We start from the raw sequence: 17,279 nt of genomic DNA, 5'->3' as shown, positions 1-17,279 counted from the left end.
GAAGCAGCCTTCGCCGGCTATCTTCCTTAATGCGATAGACCAGTCCGCCAGTCCTCTCTTACAGGCACAATTCGTTTTTTCAGGTCCCGGTTCCTAAGTCAGGTTCTCCCCCGCAGCCTATCAAGCAGTACGGCAATTACAATGACGGCTCCTTTTACAACTTGCTGCCAGTAATAATCGACATTAAGCAATGTCATTCCATTGGTTAATACAGCCACAATTAAAACCCCAACAATCGTCCCTTGTATCCTTCCGCGTCCGCCTACAAAGCTGGTACCCCCTAGAACAACAGCTGCTATTGCATCTAGTTCAAACGCTATTCCTACCATTGGCTGGCCGGAGAACAAACGTCCAGCCATTACAACACCGCCGATGCCTGCCAGTAAGCCACTGATTGAATAGACGTTAATAAGTGTACGGTTCACCTTTATGCCAGTAAGGTGCGCTGCTTCTTCATTTCCGCCAATGGCATAAACATGCCGTCCAAACATGGTATATTTCAAGACTATAAACATGACGATATAAACAATGGCCATAATATAAATCGGGGCCGGAATACCCAGGATTGCACCTGCTCCAATAAATTTGAACTGTTCCGAAGCCAATACGACTGGATATCCCCCTGTAATCACATATGCCAAACCTCTCAGATAGGTCATGCTTCCAAGAGTAACGATAAAAGCAGGCAGCTTTGGCACAGCTGTAAAAAACCCATTAATAGCCCCTGCAGCAAAACCTACAGCAGCACCGGCTAACATAGCAAAAACTGGCGGAACTCCTGCGTTGGAAAGCATTACAGAAATTACCCCGCTTAATGCCAGCGTTGACCCTACCGATAGATCTATCCCTCCTGTTAAAATAACAACCGTCATCCCGGCTGCCAGAATGGCTGTGATTGAACTTTGCTTCAATACATTTAAGATATTGCTTGAGTCAGTAAAATTTGGAGCTATTATTGTCATGATTATAATTAACAGAGCAAGAATGATTACCATGCCCAAGTGGTTAAAAATCTGTTTTGAACGCTCCTTGGCTGAAACTATGGACGGACTAGAAGTTTGTATATTAGTATTCATTATTTAACCTCCCCTGTAGCATAGTACATAATTTTTTCTTGCGAAGCTTTGTCACGAGGAAGCTCAGCTCTTATTTTTCCTTCATGCATTACAAAAATCCGGTCACTGACACCCAGAATTTCCGGTAATTCAGACGAAATCATTAATACAGCAAGCCCTTGATCAGCCAATTTGCTTATAATCTTATGGATCTCTGTTTTGGCGCCAATATCAACCCCGCGGGTAGGCTCATCCAGCAGCAGCACTTTAGGTCCAATGGATAACCATTTAGCAATAACCACCTTCTGTTGATTACCGCCGCTGAGACCCATTACATTTTGTTCTTTGGAGGCAGCTCTGACGCCCAGCTCTTCCATATACCGATCTGCATCCTGATTCATTTTTTTATACTGCAATATTTTAAATTTCCGATAGGAAGACAATCTTGCCATCAAGATGTTTTCCTTTATAGATAAGTTAGGCAATAATCCTTGTTCCTTTCGGCTTTCAGGAACATGTGCTATGCCGAGCTTCATGGCATCAATCGGACTCTTTATATGAACCTGCTTGCCATCTATCATGATTTGTCCCTCTGAAAGCTCTGATAAGCCAAAAATGGTCCTCACAAGCTCAGTCCTGCCGGCACCGACAAGACCTGCTAAACCCACAATTTCACCAGGATAAATTTTCATCGATACATTCTGCACAAACTTTTTGTCTGAGACTCCTATTAACTCAAGTACTGGTTTGTGTTCCTGCCTTGAAGATTTTTCGCTTCTTTCCCTTACAAACAGCTCATTTAACTCTCTTCCGACCATTAGCTTTACTAAGTTCTTGGGGTTAGTATCTGAAATTGGCCCACTTGCTACCCACTGCCCATCCCTGAGCACTGTGAATCGATCTGAAATTTTAAAGATTTCGTCCATACGATGAGATATATATACGATTGCGACTCCTTTTCGCCTCAATTCTTCAATGATGCCGAAAAGCTTATCTATTTCTTTATCCGTTAGTGATGCTGTAGGTTCGTCCATAATCAGAATTTCAGAGTTGAGCGATAGAGCACGGGCAATCTCAACCATCTGCTGCTGAGCCACACTAAGAGTTGAGACATCCGCCCGGGGATCTAAAGTTGATCCAATAGATCTTAATACCTGTTCAGCTTTTTCGTAGATTTCATTCCACTTTATAAGCCCCATCTTATTTTTCTTAAAAGATGTACCCATCAATATATTTTCGCCAATGGACAAATTAGGAGATAGACTTATTTCTTGATGAATGACACTAATGCCCTTATTTCTGGCCTCCATTGGATTATTCCACTGAACTTCCTGTCCTTTATAGTTAATCGTGCCGCCATCCGGCTGGTAAACACCCGCCATAATTTTCATCAAGGTTGATTTTCCCGCACCATTCTCCCCCATTAATGCATGAACTTCTCCCTTATGGAGTTCTATATGGACGTTCTGCAATACTTTGACACCGGAGAACTGTTTTGTCACCGCCTCCAGCCTCATGATTGGCAATTGTTCTGACAAGCGGTTTGTTTGCTTTTGCATTTGAGATACTGCCATATTCGCCACTCCCTATGTTACTTTTTAAACCTGTTAACCAGGATAGAAATATAGTGCTCTGACAGAGCACCATATTTCGTTTAAATCACATGAGGATGTCTATTACCAGCCGCTGTAGGAATCAACATTATCTTGAGTAATAAATTCAGTTGGAATAAGCACTTCTGAATCAACTTTTTCTCCATCAATTACTTTTAATGCCAAAGCAACACCATCAATGACCATTTGATTAGGAAACTGCGCTGAAGTACCTGCAAAGCTTCCGCCTTTTTTCAATGCATCAACCGCAGCAGGCGCTCCGTCTACACTTACCACAAAGAATTCTTCTTGCCGTCCAGCTTGTTCTTGGGCAATTTGGACGCCGACTGCTTCTTCATCATTGATTGTAAATACTGCGTCAATATCCTTATTCGCAGTCAGTATGCCTTCCATAACTGTAAGTCCTTTTTCGCGGTTGCCCTCGCCATTTTGATTTGCAATAACCTTAATGTCTTTATGTTTACTGATTACTTCATTAAAGCCTTTAATCCGATCTGTTACTGCTGATACAGGAGGACCATCTATAATGACGATATTTCCTTTTCCGTCAAGACGTTCAACTAGATATTCCGCTGCCAACCTGCCTGCCTGAACATTATCAGACATGACTACCGTGTCTATCCCGCCTTCTGCAAAACCATCAAGAGCAACAACTGGAATGCCTGCTGCTTTTGCTTGGCTGACAGCACCGGCGATACCCGCGGAATCAAAAGGGCTCAACAGGATTAAATCAACTTTCTTTGTGATGAAATCTTCAATTTGAGCGGTTTGCTTGGCAAGGTCGTGATCTGCACTTACTGTAATCACATCAGCATCATATTTAGAAGCTACTTCCTCTGCCCCTTTGGACATTGCTACGAAGAAGGGATTTCCTAAAGTCGGGACTGTCAAACCGATCTTAAGCTTTTTCTCAGTATCATCTTTTTTATCAGCGTTAGAAACACTGTCATTACTGCTGCAGGCAGTTATAAAGAATACAGCCAGAATTAAAAGTAGCATCTTTACAGCTTTTAAGTTTTTCATAGTTTAGAAAACCCCCGGATTTTAGTTTTGAAGAATAAGAGTTTAATACGTAAAACACAAATCTTGATAAATGATTTGTTATACTCTACTATGAAAATGAGTGCTAAAATTTTTATAATTTTAGCCATACTCAAGCAGAGGTGTGATTTAGGGCTATTTCCATTTGGTCGTGGGCAGCCTAAATCGCATCTTTTTTTTCGTTCTCATAATTCCTGGACAATCAATAAACAAATTGGACCCTCTTATCAGCCTCACCCCCTAAAAAATCTGATCAAAACGCTAATCAATTTAAGCGCTTACAATATTCAGGGCACTAACCGCAAAAATTTCCATGATTACACCAGACGGACATGAATACCTTCTTCTTCAATTTCCTTCACAACTGACTGTGCTGCAGCCCTATCTGTTATTAAATAATCTACGTCATGTATATCCCCAAATTTAGCAAAGCTCACCTGGCCTATCTTGGAATGATCTGTGACCAGAAAAACTTTTTTGGAATTTTCGATCATATGTTTTTTTGTAGTTGCCTCATTCAAATTAGGCGTGGTTAGCCCAGACTCAACATTTACCCCATTTGTAGCAATGAATGATTTGTCCACATGGATTTTACTCAAACACATATCGGCAAAAGGACCTACCAGGGCCAAAGTTTCGGAGCGTAAAAAACCGCCGCATAATACAATTTCAATTCCGGGGACATCTTTTAGTTCGTTGGCACAAGGAATTGAATTGGTTACAACCTGTAAGCTGGTGAAATGCCTTAGCTCTTTAGCCAGATAAAAAGTAGTCGTTCCAGAATCGAGTAAAATACTTTCACCGTTTTCAATGAATTTTACAGCTTCCATTGCAATTGCTTTTTTTTCCTTTTGGAGCTGCACTTCTTTCTCTATGTAAGTCGGCTCAAATGCCACACTTTGGTATAATACAGCACCGCCATGTGTCCTTTTTAACAATTGAGCTTCTTCCATTTCTTTTAAATCTCTTCGTATTGTCGATTCTGACAGATTAAAGTGCTGGCTCAGTCTCTGCACATCTACTCTGGCATTCTTGTTGAGTAATTCTAGGATGGCTGACTTTCTTTCTATACCGAACAAGAAATCATTCCTCCTCAACTATTTGCAGATATATGATCAAATTCATTCATTTTTTGAGTGAATTTGAACTTTTATGCTCTTTTTTGATTATATGTGATTATTTACCATAACACAATAAAAATTCTGAAAATTAAAGTTTTTTCACAAGGAGAAGTCTGTGATTGAACAAAGAAAAGACTGAATCATGATCGATTCAGTCTTTTAGGGGATATAAACATTATTAGAAGTTGATGCAGCATATTACAGTTTCAACATGAACTATATTTTTGCACAAGAAGAAATGAGTGTGTTCTTGGGCATCAGTGTACAAGGATTGAAGCATCCTACCAGTACCAAAGAGACTTATAGAAGATAAAATCCTTCTGTTTATGCTAATACGATCTTTGCCACGGCTTCACAATGCATCGTCTGCGGGAACATATCAACCGGCTGGACTTCTTCTGTTTTATAGCCGCCGTCTTCGAGAATCCTTAAATCACGGGCCATCGTTCCCGGGTTGCAGGAAACATAGACCACTTTTTTCGGCTTCATGCTCAAAATCGTCTGCAGCAAGGCTTCATCACAGCCTTTGCGCGGCGGGTCAACAACCAGCACATCAGCCTGGTTTCCTTCTTTATACCAGTCAGGAATGACCTTTTCCGCTTCCCCTACGGCAAACTCGGCATTCGTGATCCCGTTAAGAGCCGCATTGCGTTTGGCATCCTCAATCGCCTCTGGCACAATTTCCACACCAAAGACTTTCTTTGCTCTTTGGGCGAGGAAAAGAGAGATAGTGCCGATGCCGCAATAAGCATCAATGACGCTTTCTTCGCCTGACAGATCTGCATATTCGAGCGCCTTCTCGTAAAGCACCTTCGTCTGCTCCGGGTTGACCTGGTAAAAAGAGCGGGCAGAGATGGCGAACTTAATATCGCCAATATAATCGTAAATCACTTCTTCGCCCCAGATTACACGGGTAACGTCGCCAAAGATCACATTCGTTTTCTTCGGGTTCACATTATGGACGATCGACTTGATCCCTTTTATGCTGGCCGCAATTTCCTCGGTGAGCTTTTTCCGGTTTGGAAGCTCGTTGGTCCTGGTAATCAGCACAACCATCACTTCTCCGGTCACAAGGCCATGACGCGCCATGATGTGGCGGAGCTCACCTTTATGGCGCCCTTCATCATAAGCCCTGACTCCATACTTGGCGCAGATTTCTTTGACCGTCTGGACAACTTCATCATTTTTTTCCTGCTGGATCAGACACTCTTTCATATCGATGATCTGATGGGAGCGCTGCTGGTAAAAGCCGCCGATCAGGCCGCCTTCATGCTCGCCGATCGGCACCTGTGCTTTATTCCGGTACCGCCACGGCTCACTCATCCCGAGAACTGGATGAACCTTCACATCCTCAAGCTTTCCGATCCTTGTGAGCACATCACGCACCTGCTTTTCCTTTGCCAGCAGCTGGCCCTGGTAGCTGAGATGCTGCAGCTGGCAGCCGCCGCACTCCTTATAGATCGGGCATGGTGCATCCACACGGTGGGGGCTCTCCTCATAAATCTCCATCATGCGGCCAAACCCGTACCCTTTATTCACCTTCGTCACCTTCACCTGGGCCTTCTCGCCAGGCAATCCGTTCGGCACAAACAGAGGATAGCCGTCAACCTTAGCAACCCCCGCCCCATCATGCGTCAAATCTTCAAATACTACATCTATATAATCATTCTTCTGAACTGGAACAGTACCCTTCATCACGTTCGTCCTTTGCTGTGTTAATTTCCGTGGCTTTATTGACTAGCAAGATTGTACCATAAAGGGTGGGGGAAAGCGAAGGTGGGGGAGATTTTGGGGAGTTCGGGGCTGGCATTGAGCTGGGATGGGTTTGGGGGATGGGCGGAGTGGAGTTGCTAATATATTGTGGGAGTTGCTAATAAAAACGGAAAGTTGCTAATATATGGAGAAAGTTGCTAATAAAACGGGAAAGTTGCTAATATATGGAGAAAGTTGCTAATAACCTCGATTTGCTGCTGATTGCTGAAGACCTCCAGCCTGGGGACAGTCGCAAATACATGCCGAAACTCGCAAATACATCCCAAAACCTGCAAATAAACCGCCCCCATTATCTCTCCTCTTACCAGACAAAGCCGGTATCATCACATCCACCATCACAAAAAAAATGCAAAATTCCCCCCACCCTTGATACAGCAGCAAAGTAAACCTTTTCATCTCCAATTCGCGTCAAAACTGGGGATTTTGTCAAAACTTTTTTGTTTTAAAACATGAACAAAGGCGATATGATGGTAATATTCTATTTGGCGAAGGGTGTGAGAAGATGAGAAAGGCGAGAGCTGTTTCAGCACTGCTGCTAATGACAATACTGTCATTTTTGTTCGTCCATTATCAGCCAATCCATCAGGATCACCAGCCCGTCCACGAAAGCAAGGCAGCCCTTCTTCTTGGAGAATCCGGGGAATCATTCCAGCTGGCTGCAGATGAAAAACACGAACCTGCTGCATTACCCGGCAGTTCCTTCTATATCGTGCTTGCAGGCATCCTGATATTGCTTGCTGTCCGCCATCTTGCTTTCGCACTGCATCATTTTTTCCTGAAAAGTGTCTTTTATCAATCCAATTATGTGGATCGTTCTCCTGTATTGTTCAGCAAAAAGCTAAACAAACAATAAGGAGGACAATATTATGTGGATTCGATTCTTAATGATCGGCGCTTTTTCATTAACGGCTTCTACTCTGTTTCTTTACCAGGGGATGGAGATTTACCACGCAATCACTGATCTAATCAAACATAAAGCTTAAATAAATGAGACAAGGCGCGGGAGGTTATCCGCGCCTTTTTATCATGGGAACCAGGACCAGCTGCATACAATTTGAACAAGAGCCTCTCCTTCTATGTCCGGGGGAGTTTTTCGTTCGGAACAGCACTCATATACAGCTGCAGCACCAGATCAGCAAATAAGATGGCGATGGAATTATAAGAGGTAATATGATAAGAAACATCCAGCGGCTCGCGAGATCCATATAAGGGGAGAATCAAATCGGCCAGGCTGCCCAATGTGCTTTCCCTGCTGCTTGTTATTGCGGCAATCTTAATGCCCTGCCTTTTGGCAATCTCTGCTTTTGCTAAAGCATAAGAAGATTCACCCGATCTGGAGAATACGACCATAAGCTGTGTTTTTGCCAGCTGATTCATGTAGATGCCGCCGGGAGCGCTAACGTTAACAAGCCAGGTATTTTTTCCAATGATTTGGAACCGCTGAGAGAAATAGTTTGCAATAATTTCTGAGATGCCTGAGCCGCACACACCGATGGTATCAGAATCGATCAATAGCTGGAGAAACTTCTCCATTTCTGCTTCTTCCATGCGCTCAATTGTTTTTGCATAATTTTCCTGGAAAGCTCCAAGCAGGACGTTCGCTGTCTTTTTAATAGAAGAATGGCGTCCCTCCTGATTCTCCTTCAAAAAGTCGTATTGCGACTTTAAATAATACTTCAGTTCGCTGTATCCGCTCAGCCCAAGCTTAGTACATAAGCGGGAGACGCTGGAGGTTGAGACAAAGCTGTTTTTCGCTGCTTCCCGGATGCTGTAGCTCTGCAGGTTTTCGATACGGTCGATAAGGTCCAAAAGAATGGCATATTCAGTATCATTGATAGTGTCACCGACAGTCGCCAGAATTTTATTCATCAGCAGTTTCTTCATTATGTATACCCTCCCTTGTCATTTAGCATTATAAACAGAAAAGCAGGCTTTATGCCAGCCTCCATTGTAAGCGGACGCAAGAAAAAAACAAAGAAAGGGCTAAAAGCAAATGCTCTTAGCCCTTTAGTCATTATTTTAGGTTTGGCCAATATTCCTTGTTGGCTTCTATTAATTCATCCAATACAGTCTGTGCGACTTCTGCAGAAGGGAATGTTTTATTAAGGGCGAATGCCTGCAGGGACTTTTGATAAGAACCTTCAAGTGCTCCCTCTACCAGCAGCTTTTCAGAGGCGAGCTGCTGTTCGATGAGGCCTTTGTAAAACCAGCCGATTGGCTTAAGCCGGACAGGTTCCGGACCCCTGCTCGTTACATAAGCTGGAATCTCAACCATCGCTTCATCAGGGAGATTCGGGATCGCGCCGTTATTTTCGACTATCAGCAGGAATCTTTCCCGTCGGTCGTACGCAATTGACATGGCTACATCGACAATGAAGGTGCCATGGACGCCTACATTGAATCCTTCCTTGAATTCTCCTGTCTCTTCAAGATGGCCAATAGAATCAAACAGGTTCTTTTCCCGATTATCCATTACACGGTTAGCCCTTGTGTAAGATGAATCTGTTTGCCCGACAACAGTATTTGGAATTAAGTAGTATTGAAGATAGGAACTTGGCAGATACTCAGGGAACAGCTGCAGCATCTTGGCCACATTTTTATGAGCCTTGATCCAATCTACATCAGAGTGCTGAAGATCTCTTGACTGTTCAGGTGTTACGAGTCCGTGTTCACTCATGTATTCGCGCAGCTCCGCCATCCTGCTCTCGCCTTTCACATATACATCAGTGAACCAGCCGAAATGGTTCAGGCCGAAATAATCCACTTCTATTTCATCTTTTTCACAGTCCAGGATCTCAGCCATTCTCAGCATCATCCCGATCGGCATATCGCAAATATTCAGGATCCTCGCATTAGGCCTCTCTTTGCGGATCGCTTCCGCCACAATGGCAGCAGGGTTGGAATAGTTGATGATCCAAGCCTGGGGCGCATATTTTTCGGCATAATCACACAGCTCAATCATTGGCCCGATCGTCCTCAGCCCATATGCCATGCCGCCTGGCCCGCATGTTTCCTGCCCTACCACACCATGGCTGAAAGGAATTTTCTCATCTTTTTCCCTCATCGCATTCCCTCCGACACGGAGCTGGGCAAAAATGAAATCCGCGCCTTCAAATGCATTTTGAGGATCAGTTGTTGCTGTTACTTTCACTTCAGGATCAAATTCCTGAACTACTTTTTCCGTAATGAGCGCCACTTTGTCCTGGCGCTCCTCATTGATATCATACAGCCGGATTTCACTGACCGGGAATTCATCCTTTTTAAGCATTAAAGCTTTCGCAATTCCTGGTGTATAAGTAGATCCTCCGCCTGCTACCGCTATTTTAAATGTCTTCATGATATTCCGCACCTCATTCAGCTGTATTTTTAATTCTATTTCTGCTGCCTTATGCTCCGATCTGATGATCAACCGCCTGGCGGTATTCAGATACTTTCATTCCAAAGACAATATGGAATTCTTCTTCAGAAGGCTGTGACGTACCGAGTGAATCAGGCAGTCTCTTCAATGCTTCTTTATCGACCTTTTCCGAATCATGAACAAATACCCGCAGCCTTGAAATACAATTCGTATAGTCCCGGATGTTCTCTTTTCCGCCTAGATGCTCAATAAGCATCTTCGCCACTGCATCCTTGTCCGTTTTTTGCTTTAGAAGCTTTGATGCTTCCAATTCAGCCTTCAAGACATCCTCAGTGTCACCCTCAGGTTCACGGCCAGGTGTCATGATATTGAATTTTTCAATATACCATTTGAAAACAAAAAGATAGATAAAGAACATGGCAATCCCGACTATTGTGACAGGAATCCAGGTTGATTTATGCCCTTGAAACACCCCATTAAAAATCAATTCAATTATGTTATTCCCGCCAAGATACGAGGCATTGACCAAATCCAGCACTGCAAAAGAAAGGCCGGTCAGTGCTGCATGGATAACAAACAATCCTGGAGCCAGGAACATGAATAGGAATTCAAAAGGCTCTGTCACTCCCGCAAAGAAGGAGGCACTTGCAGCCGAAATGGCGATGACCTTTGCCCTGTTTTTGTTTTTCGCTGCCAGGTAGATTCCTAAAAGGGCTCCCGGCACCCCGAATACTTTAATAGGTGTAGCCCCCTGGCCCAGCCAGACACGAGTTATATCAGAAAGATCTCCTGTAAATTCGCCGCACCCTAGAGCAGAGGTAGTAATGGCTTTCGTACCAGTGAATATTTCACCGCAAATTTCCTTTGTCCCTCCAACAGGTGTAAAGTGGGCAAGTGAATACCAGACATGATGAAGCCCAGTCGGAATGAGGATTCTTTCAATAAATCCGAAAAGGAACGATCCAAACACTCCTGCCCCTGTTACAAGCTGTGCCGCCTTATAGATGCCCCCGCCAATGATAGGCCAGACAAATGGGATGGCGATCCCAACGAGCATGAAAATTATGCCTGTTACAATTGGAGGAAAGTGCTTGCCTTGATAGAAGCTGAAAATCATTGGCAGTGATTGATTACGGAACCTCCTGGTAGCCCAGGCTGCCGTTGTACCAACAATGACCCCGCCCAAAACACCTGTGTCGATCGTCTGGATTCCCAGTACCATCGTCTGCATGCTTTTTCTCATATCCAGAGTCTGCATAATACTGACCATATTGTTATCGCCGATGGCAACGTCAGGACGGATTGTCATCCCAAAGCTGCTCATCGCTAAGCTTGAGAATGTGATCATAAATAAATAACCAATCAGTGCAGAAAAAGCTGCCAATTCCTTATTGCCTTTCTCAGACATCCCGATGGCAATCGAGACGGCAAATACGACTGGCATGAACCGGATAACAACGAGTCCCGACTCACTTAGCACATTCGCTATGAACTGGATGGCCGGACTACCCAGAAATGGCGCAGCCTCAATAAAGTGAGGATTTTTCAATACAGCGCCCAGGGATAATAGCAAAACAAAGAATGACATAACCGCGACTGCCAGAAGAAATGATCTCCCCAGCATGGAAAAATAGCTTTGTAGCTTCTTTTTCATCCATAGAACCCCCTTTATAAATCAAGCAATCATCTGTATACGCTTTCAACATCGATAACTATATCACAAGTTTTTTGCTGCTCACGGATAGTTGAAACATGTTTTTTGTAAGCGCTTTTCACTGAAACATGTTTCAACTATCCTCAGAAACATAGAAAGCCCTCTTAGGTTAGGCTAGTATAATGGACATAAACAACAAATTTCTCAACAGGAGGAATCAAACATGAATATCCATTATGATATCGTCGTTGTCGGCGGCGGGCCTGCAGGCATCAATGCAGCCATAGCTGCCGGGCGTCAAAATAAATCCGTTCTATTAATCGAGAGGCATGGTTTCCTTGGCGGAATGTCCACTATTGCAGGTGTTTATCCATGGATGACATTCCATACAGAGAATGGGACCCAGGTGATTAAAGGAATCGCAGAGGAAATTGTACAGAGGCTGAAAGACAGAGGAGCTTCACCAGGCCATCTGCGTGATACCTGTGGCTTCGTTTACAGTGTTACACCTTATGACCCGGAGGTCTATAAGGTCCTTGCGGCAGAAATGCTTGAAGAAGCTGGTGCCGATTTACTTGTGCACAGCTTTGTCGACCATGCGATTACAGAAGATGGGAAAATTGAAGCACTTGAGATTTCTTCAAAATCAGGCAGACTGAGGATAACAGCAGAAATGTTCATCGATGCATCAGGTGATGCAGACCTCGCCTTCCTGTCAGGAGCTTCTACGCTAAAAGGCCGGGATGCTGATCAAAAAACACAGCCGCTTACCATGAAATTCAGGATGCGCGGAGTCGATCTGGAAAAAATTAAACAGCATATGATTGATAACCCTGATAATTTCTTCAGAAAGACGCCATTCTCTGAACTCCCTGTCCTTCCGTTGACTGCTGTCCAAGGCTTCTATAAAGAATGGAAAGAAGCCAATCTTCCGATTAACCGGGATCAGGTGCTTTTTTTCACCGGACCTGCCAAGGATGAGGTTCTTGTTAATATGACCCGTGTCCAGGATCTGGATGCAACTAATATCCACGACCTGACCAAAGCAGAATTCGAGGGGCGAAAACAGGTGCTGATGGTAGCTGATTTTCTGACTAAATGGATTCCCGGCTTCGAAAATGCCTCCATTTCTAATACAGGTGCCCAAATTGGGGTAAGGGAATCAAGGAGAATAGAGGGAGAATATATCCTTTCTAAAGAAGATGTAACTGCCGGAAGAAAATTTGACGATGTTATTGCCAAAAGCGGCTATCCTATTGATATACATGCTCCAAGCGGCAAAGGAATGGAAATAGCCTGGATTGAAGGGGATGGTTCTTTTGATATCCCGTACAGATCTCTTGTACCGAGGAATGTTTCCAATCTTCTGGTAGCAGGGCGCTGCCTGTCAGCTTCACACGAAGCACTTGCGACTACCAGGCTTACGCCGAGCGCAATGGCTACTGGCCAAGCAGCAGGCACAGCAGCCGCTCTGGCCGTAAATGCATTATGCAGCCCTTCTGAAATAAACATTAAAAAGCTCCAGGCAATCCTGGTTCAAGATGGCATGGTGCTGTAAAACAAAAAAACAGGGAAGAGACACCCAGTCTCTTCCCTGTTTCTTATTCCTCCACCGTTTCATACGGCCGGTCTTCCTTGCGGATTTTATCGATCGGCACGAATACTTCAAGGTGGCGGTAGAGGTTGACGAATTCAGCTGGAAGCAGTCCGCCGAATTCCCCGTCCAGGTTCAGCTGGACCTTTTCTCTTGAGGTTACTTTTATGCGGTTGGCCTGCGTATAAATGACATGGGGATCATGGATATGCTCTCCTCTTACTGCCATGGAGGCAATCCGGATGAAGTCGGCGAGGTTCGTCTTTTTCAGGATCAGCAAGGAAAACAGCCCGTCGTTGATCGATGCATCCGGGGCCAGGCGTTCAAAGCCTCCAACCGAGTTGGTGAGCCCGACCAAAAAGAGCATGGCTTCACCTTCATACAGCTTCCCATCGTACTCAATGCTGACTTCCGTAGATTTGATGGACGGCAGCATTTCAATGCCCTTCAGATAATAGGCGAGCTGCCCAAGCATTGTTTTCAGCTTGCTCGGCACTTCATACGTAAGCTCGGTAAGCCTTCCCCCGCCAGCTATGTTAATAAAATATTTATCATTGAACCGGCCGATATCAACAGGAATGGTATCTCCCTGTATGATGATATCAACTGCGGTCTGGACATCGCGGGGAATATGGACCGCCCGGGCAAAGTCATTGGTCGTGCCGCACGGAATGATGCCAAGCTTCGGCCGGTACTCCTGCTCGGCCATCCCATTGACCACTTCATTGATTGTTCCGTCTCCCCCTGCAGCAATGACCAGATCGTATTTCCGCTCTACTGCTACACGGGCCGCCTTAGTCGCATCTCCCTCACAGGTCGTGGCGTGGCACGATGTTTCGTAGCCGGCTTCCTCGAGCCTCTGCAGCACCTCAGCCAGATTTTTCTTGAAGATTTCCCGTCCAGAGGTTGGATTATAAATGATTCTTGCTCTTTTCATACCCATCATCCTATTATTAAAATTGACGCTCAATTCAAAACTGTCCATTACTTTTTCCTTATTATAGGAAATAAGCTTCCTTACCAATTTTAACACCATACAGTTTGAAAAGCATAATTTTACCCTTTATTTTTTCGATTATGCACCTTGGCATTATACCCCTTTTGGCGGTAATTATCCTTCTTCTGCACTGCAGCTGAAAAAATAAAAACCTGCACGGCGGCAGATTTTCAGGAATAATCCGGTGAGGTGTCTCTGATCCTCATCCATTTTTAATATAGGACATCATAAACTGCTTAAACGTCTGAAATACTTTATCCGAAGGAAAATCTTCGAAAAGGATGCGCTGGATATTCGTACCGTCCACCACAACCCAGAACATGTTGGCAATAAGGCGGGAATCTGTTTCAGCAGCAAACTCTCCCGATTGCTTCCCATCTTCCACAATTTTGAGGATGAGGTTAATAAAGAATTGATTGCCGCGCTGTTTCAGCACTTTGCTGATCTCCTCATTCCGCGAAGAATGGAGTGTGAATTCATAGTGGACGACAATATAATCCTTCATCTCTTTATCAGGCCTGGAGCGGCTGTAGCGGTCAAAAAGATAAGAGAGCCTTGCCCCTGCAGAATCAAGCGCCTCGATTTCCTTTAGAAGACGGCCATTGGCTTCCTCTGTCTGCTCCATCATAAGGGTTATATATATATCATCTTTGCTTTTAAAATAGTTGTAGATGGCACCCTTGCTGATGCCTGACTCAGCAACAATATCGTCGATGGATGCCGCCTGGAAGCCTTTCCTGGCAAAGCATCTCAGCGCACTGGCCAAAATTTCCTTCTTCTTATTCCGTTTATACTCTTCTGATACAATGGGAGGCACTCAATTTCCCTCCCTGTTTGTCCGCATAGGCCTGAACTCATGCCTGAGGATGCCCATGATCAGATTATCGTAATAGACGCCATTCCACAGCAGCTCTCCCCGGAAAGCCCCTTCCCTGGCAAATCCCAGTTTTTCATAAGCCCTGATGGCGCGGCTGTTATACTCATACACATTGAGATACACGCGGTAAAGGCTGAGCACTTCAAAGGCATATTGAAGCAGAAGCGACATAGCCTCCGTTCCAAGCCCCTTTCCGTAATGCTCTTTTTTATATAGGGCGATCCGGAGGCTGGCATTTTTATTGATATGATCAATTTCCGTCAGAGCCAGATCCCCTATAGCAGCTCCTGTCTCTTTGTCTGTTATCACAAGATCGATCCGCGATTTGTCTCCATCAAAATTCTTATAGGCTTTTTCAAGGCTGTCTTCTGTAAAAAAGGTCTGTGTCCCTGTAAGCTTCCTGAATTCAGGATCGAGGAGGGCCTGATAAATATGGGTGCTGTCTCCTTCTCTAAAAGGCCGCAGACTGACCCGCGGCCCTGTGAAATAGTTTTCCATCACGCAAATTCCTTTCTATCCGCAGCTTTTCGCACGCTTCTCCATCAGCAGTGCAAAAATTTCCCCATGCTCTTTTGTAATTTCAGCATCTTCACCGATCAGTCCTTCTTTTACCAATTCAGCCCTGATCCTATCAAAGAAAAGCTCCTTAATCGCCCCCGACCGGCAAGGCTGGATATGGGCAGAAAGCTCCCAGATCCATTCTTCCATATGGATGCTTTTGCTCGTCTTCTTCATCTCTCTTGAGATTGTTCTTCTGCTCATTCTTCTCACCCGCTTTTCTTGAAAAACCGCATATGTATCTAAAAATTCATGTGCCGCACAAAAATAAACTAGTTAGTTTATTTAATTATAAGCAGATATTTTTAAAAATTCAAACATTTTATTGTGTTTATTTTGAACCGTGCAGCGGGTACATCGGCCACTTTTATATGCGCTTGTTTGCCCTCAGATTTTCCGGACGAAACTTTACTCTCTTTTCAACGTATATAAAGTTATAAATGAAGAGCGGCTGGAGGTCTAATATGAAGAAAAAGAAACTGAATCTCAAAAAAAGGCTCATACATAAGCCGCAGTCTGCCTCAGAATGGCTGATCGCTATTACAGGGGCTGGGTGCCTCATCTTTTTAATAGTTTCGTTCTTACTGTGGGGTGCATCTGAATGGACAAACGATTTCATCTGGTCGGAAATCTTAGGATTGATAACTGCTGTATCAATGTGTTTATGCTTTAGCCTTGCATTTCTGACTGGGGTATGGGCAATGGAGAGCTGGTTTTGGAGAATTTTTATGCTTCTTTTTACAATAGTCTTGTTCTCAACCGGCGTGCACTTTGTAAAAGAGGCCCATTTGCTCTACAAGGATAGAGATGCATACGAAAATAAAGAATTTGAATTTGTGGAAGGCATTCCTGCCGGGGCAGAATACGATGACCCCGAAACAGGGCCTGAGTTTGTCATGGAGTTTATTTTTGACGATGTGATGGTGAACGTCTACTCCATGGATATCAGCCGAAGTTATTATGAAGAACGGCTGGAGGGAAGGAAGCTGAAGATCGCCTACCTCCCGAACAGCCATTATGCGGTAAGATGGTGGAATTTAGAAGAGTAGGCCGTCTTCATTCTCCAAACAGCTTTTTAAAACGGCGGACCGCCTCCTCCTGCTCCTGTCTGTTTGAATCGGGGACGTATTCCCAGCTCTTTTCCTTAATCAGTTTACTGTATCTGTCCTGCAGCCCTGTCTGCTGGAGCGCCATCTGTATATGGATGCGGCGGACATTCGGGGTTTTCATATCAAGCGCCGAGCTGAAATTGGTGCCGGCCATCGACTTGGCGGTATTTCTCGCCTCAAGGGCCATTTCCTGATCGCTCATTCTGCCCGCTGTATGATTGCATACGATTTCTAACGGTTCCAGCTCCTGAAGATCGGCTGCAGTCACACCTTCATTTGCAGATGGATCCATCAGCCTGATCATGACTTTCACATGGTTATTCATGATAACGGCCTGTTCATACAGGAGCTGCTTCAGCCTTTCATCTTCTGCCAGGCAGAAATACAGCTGCAGCTTTCCAAGGACGCCTTTATGCACCACTAAATGCTCCGACATCAGCCCAAGATCTATCGCTTTTATGATCATCCTAATCCCCCCCATTGCTTTATATAGTTATATATTGAAAAGATAGCCGATTCATGAACAAAA

The 17,279-nt window shown here is 44.4% G+C and carries 17 protein-coding genes; 4 read left to right on the top strand and 13 right to left on the bottom strand.

What is annotated here, in order from left to right; genetic code table 11:
* Positions 1–98 precede the first annotated feature (98 nt).
* From AC4E8B_RS02425 to rlmD, 5 genes are all read right to left on the bottom strand, one after another.
* Positions 99–1,076 (bottom strand): ABC transporter permease subunit, encoded by a 978-nt coding sequence (locus tag AC4E8B_RS02425; RefSeq protein ID WP_490216785.1) that lies wholly within the window; start codon positions 1,074–1,076, stop codon positions 99–101.
* On the bottom strand, positions 1,076–2,629 hold the full coding sequence (locus AC4E8B_RS02420; protein ID WP_490216784.1) for a sugar ABC transporter ATP-binding protein: 1,554 nt from the start codon (positions 2,627–2,629) through the stop codon (positions 1,076–1,078). Before AC4E8B_RS02420 ends, AC4E8B_RS02425 begins: the two co-directional genes overlap by 1 nt.
* Positions 2,630–2,731: 102 nt before the next feature.
* Positions 2,732–3,691 carry an ABC transporter substrate-binding protein gene (locus tag AC4E8B_RS02415; protein WP_490216783.1) on the bottom strand — a complete coding sequence of 320 codons (960 nt, stop codon included), beginning with the start codon at positions 3,689–3,691 and terminating at the stop codon, positions 2,732–2,734.
* A gap of 335 nt (positions 3,692–4,026) precedes the next feature.
* Positions 4,027–4,788, bottom strand: a complete 762-nt coding sequence (locus AC4E8B_RS02410) for a DeoR/GlpR family DNA-binding transcription regulator (protein ID WP_490216782.1) — start codon at positions 4,786–4,788, stop codon at positions 4,027–4,029.
* A gap of 366 nt (positions 4,789–5,154) precedes the next feature.
* Positions 5,155–6,525: a 23S rRNA (uracil(1939)-C(5))-methyltransferase RlmD gene (gene rlmD / locus AC4E8B_RS02405; RefSeq protein ID WP_490216780.1), complete on the bottom strand. Its 1,371-nt coding sequence runs from the start codon at positions 6,523–6,525 to the stop codon at positions 5,155–5,157.
* 242 nt (positions 6,526–6,767) lie between these two features.
* Here rlmD and AC4E8B_RS02400 point away from each other — a divergent pair, with 242 nt between their 5' ends.
* Both AC4E8B_RS02400 and AC4E8B_RS02395 read left to right on the top strand, forming a co-directional pair.
* The gene (locus AC4E8B_RS02400) at positions 6,768–6,989 is read left to right on the top strand and encodes a hypothetical protein (RefSeq protein WP_490216778.1); all 222 of its coding nucleotides are present in this window, start codon (positions 6,768–6,770) and stop codon (positions 6,987–6,989) included.
* Positions 6,990–7,105: 116 nt separating this feature from the next.
* Positions 7,106–7,456 (top strand): hypothetical protein, encoded by a 351-nt coding sequence (locus AC4E8B_RS02395; RefSeq protein WP_490216776.1) that lies wholly within the window; start codon positions 7,106–7,108, stop codon positions 7,454–7,456.
* Between the two features lie 221 nt (positions 7,457–7,677).
* On the opposite strand, the gene AC4E8B_RS02390 is transcribed toward AC4E8B_RS02395, so the two are convergent.
* The 3 genes from AC4E8B_RS02390 to AC4E8B_RS02380 all read right to left on the bottom strand — a co-directional run bounded on the left by AC4E8B_RS02390 (position 7,678) and on the right by AC4E8B_RS02380 (position 11,615).
* On the bottom strand, positions 7,678–8,487 hold the full coding sequence (locus tag AC4E8B_RS02390; protein WP_490216775.1) for a MurR/RpiR family transcriptional regulator: 810 nt from the start codon (positions 8,485–8,487) through the stop codon (positions 7,678–7,680).
* Positions 8,488–8,617: 130 nt separating this feature from the next.
* Positions 8,618–9,940 carry a 6-phospho-alpha-glucosidase gene (locus AC4E8B_RS02385; RefSeq protein ID WP_490216774.1) on the bottom strand — a complete coding sequence of 441 codons (1,323 nt, stop codon included), beginning with the start codon at positions 9,938–9,940 and terminating at the stop codon, positions 8,618–8,620.
* Between the two features lie 49 nt (positions 9,941–9,989).
* Positions 9,990–11,615, bottom strand: coding sequence for a PTS transporter subunit EIIC (locus AC4E8B_RS02380; RefSeq protein WP_490216773.1), 1,626 nt, complete (start codon positions 11,613–11,615; stop codon positions 9,990–9,992).
* 223 nt (positions 11,616–11,838) lie between these two features.
* On the opposite strand from AC4E8B_RS02380, the gene AC4E8B_RS02375 reads away from it, so the two are divergent.
* Positions 11,839–13,173, top strand: coding sequence for an FAD-dependent oxidoreductase (locus AC4E8B_RS02375; RefSeq protein ID WP_490216771.1), 1,335 nt, complete (start codon positions 11,839–11,841; stop codon positions 13,171–13,173).
* Positions 13,174–13,216: 43 nt separating this feature from the next.
* Here AC4E8B_RS02375 and AC4E8B_RS02370 read toward each other — a convergent pair whose 3' ends face one another.
* From AC4E8B_RS02370 to AC4E8B_RS02355, 4 genes are all read right to left on the bottom strand, one after another.
* Positions 13,217–14,146, bottom strand: a complete 930-nt coding sequence (locus tag AC4E8B_RS02370) for a diacylglycerol kinase (protein WP_490219465.1) — start codon at positions 14,144–14,146, stop codon at positions 13,217–13,219.
* 262 nt (positions 14,147–14,408) lie between these two features.
* On the bottom strand, positions 14,409–15,023 hold the full coding sequence (locus AC4E8B_RS02365; RefSeq protein WP_490216769.1) for a TetR/AcrR family transcriptional regulator: 615 nt from the start codon (positions 15,021–15,023) through the stop codon (positions 14,409–14,411).
* Positions 15,024–15,581, bottom strand: coding sequence for a GNAT family N-acetyltransferase (locus AC4E8B_RS02360; protein WP_490216767.1), 558 nt, complete (start codon positions 15,579–15,581; stop codon positions 15,024–15,026).
* A 15-nt stretch (positions 15,582–15,596) separates the two neighbouring features.
* The gene (locus AC4E8B_RS02355; protein ID WP_490216766.1) at positions 15,597–15,845 is read right to left on the bottom strand and encodes a hypothetical protein; all 249 of its coding nucleotides are present in this window, start codon (positions 15,843–15,845) and stop codon (positions 15,597–15,599) included.
* A gap of 260 nt (positions 15,846–16,105) precedes the next feature.
* Here AC4E8B_RS02355 and AC4E8B_RS02350 point away from each other — a divergent pair, with 260 nt between their 5' ends.
* Positions 16,106–16,690 carry a hypothetical protein gene (locus AC4E8B_RS02350; RefSeq protein WP_490216765.1) on the top strand — a complete coding sequence of 195 codons (585 nt, stop codon included), beginning with the start codon at positions 16,106–16,108 and terminating at the stop codon, positions 16,688–16,690.
* Between the two features lie 7 nt (positions 16,691–16,697).
* On the opposite strand, the gene AC4E8B_RS02345 is transcribed toward AC4E8B_RS02350, so the two are convergent.
* Positions 16,698–17,216 carry a spore coat protein gene (locus AC4E8B_RS02345; protein WP_490216764.1) on the bottom strand — a complete coding sequence of 173 codons (519 nt, stop codon included), beginning with the start codon at positions 17,214–17,216 and terminating at the stop codon, positions 16,698–16,700.
* Positions 17,217–17,279: the final 63 nt, after the last annotated feature.

Source organism: Bacillus sp. SRL543 (genome assembly GCF_984799205.1).
The sequence above is the reverse complement of the archived record's forward strand: the minus strand, read 5'-3'. Positions and strand labels throughout refer to the sequence as shown.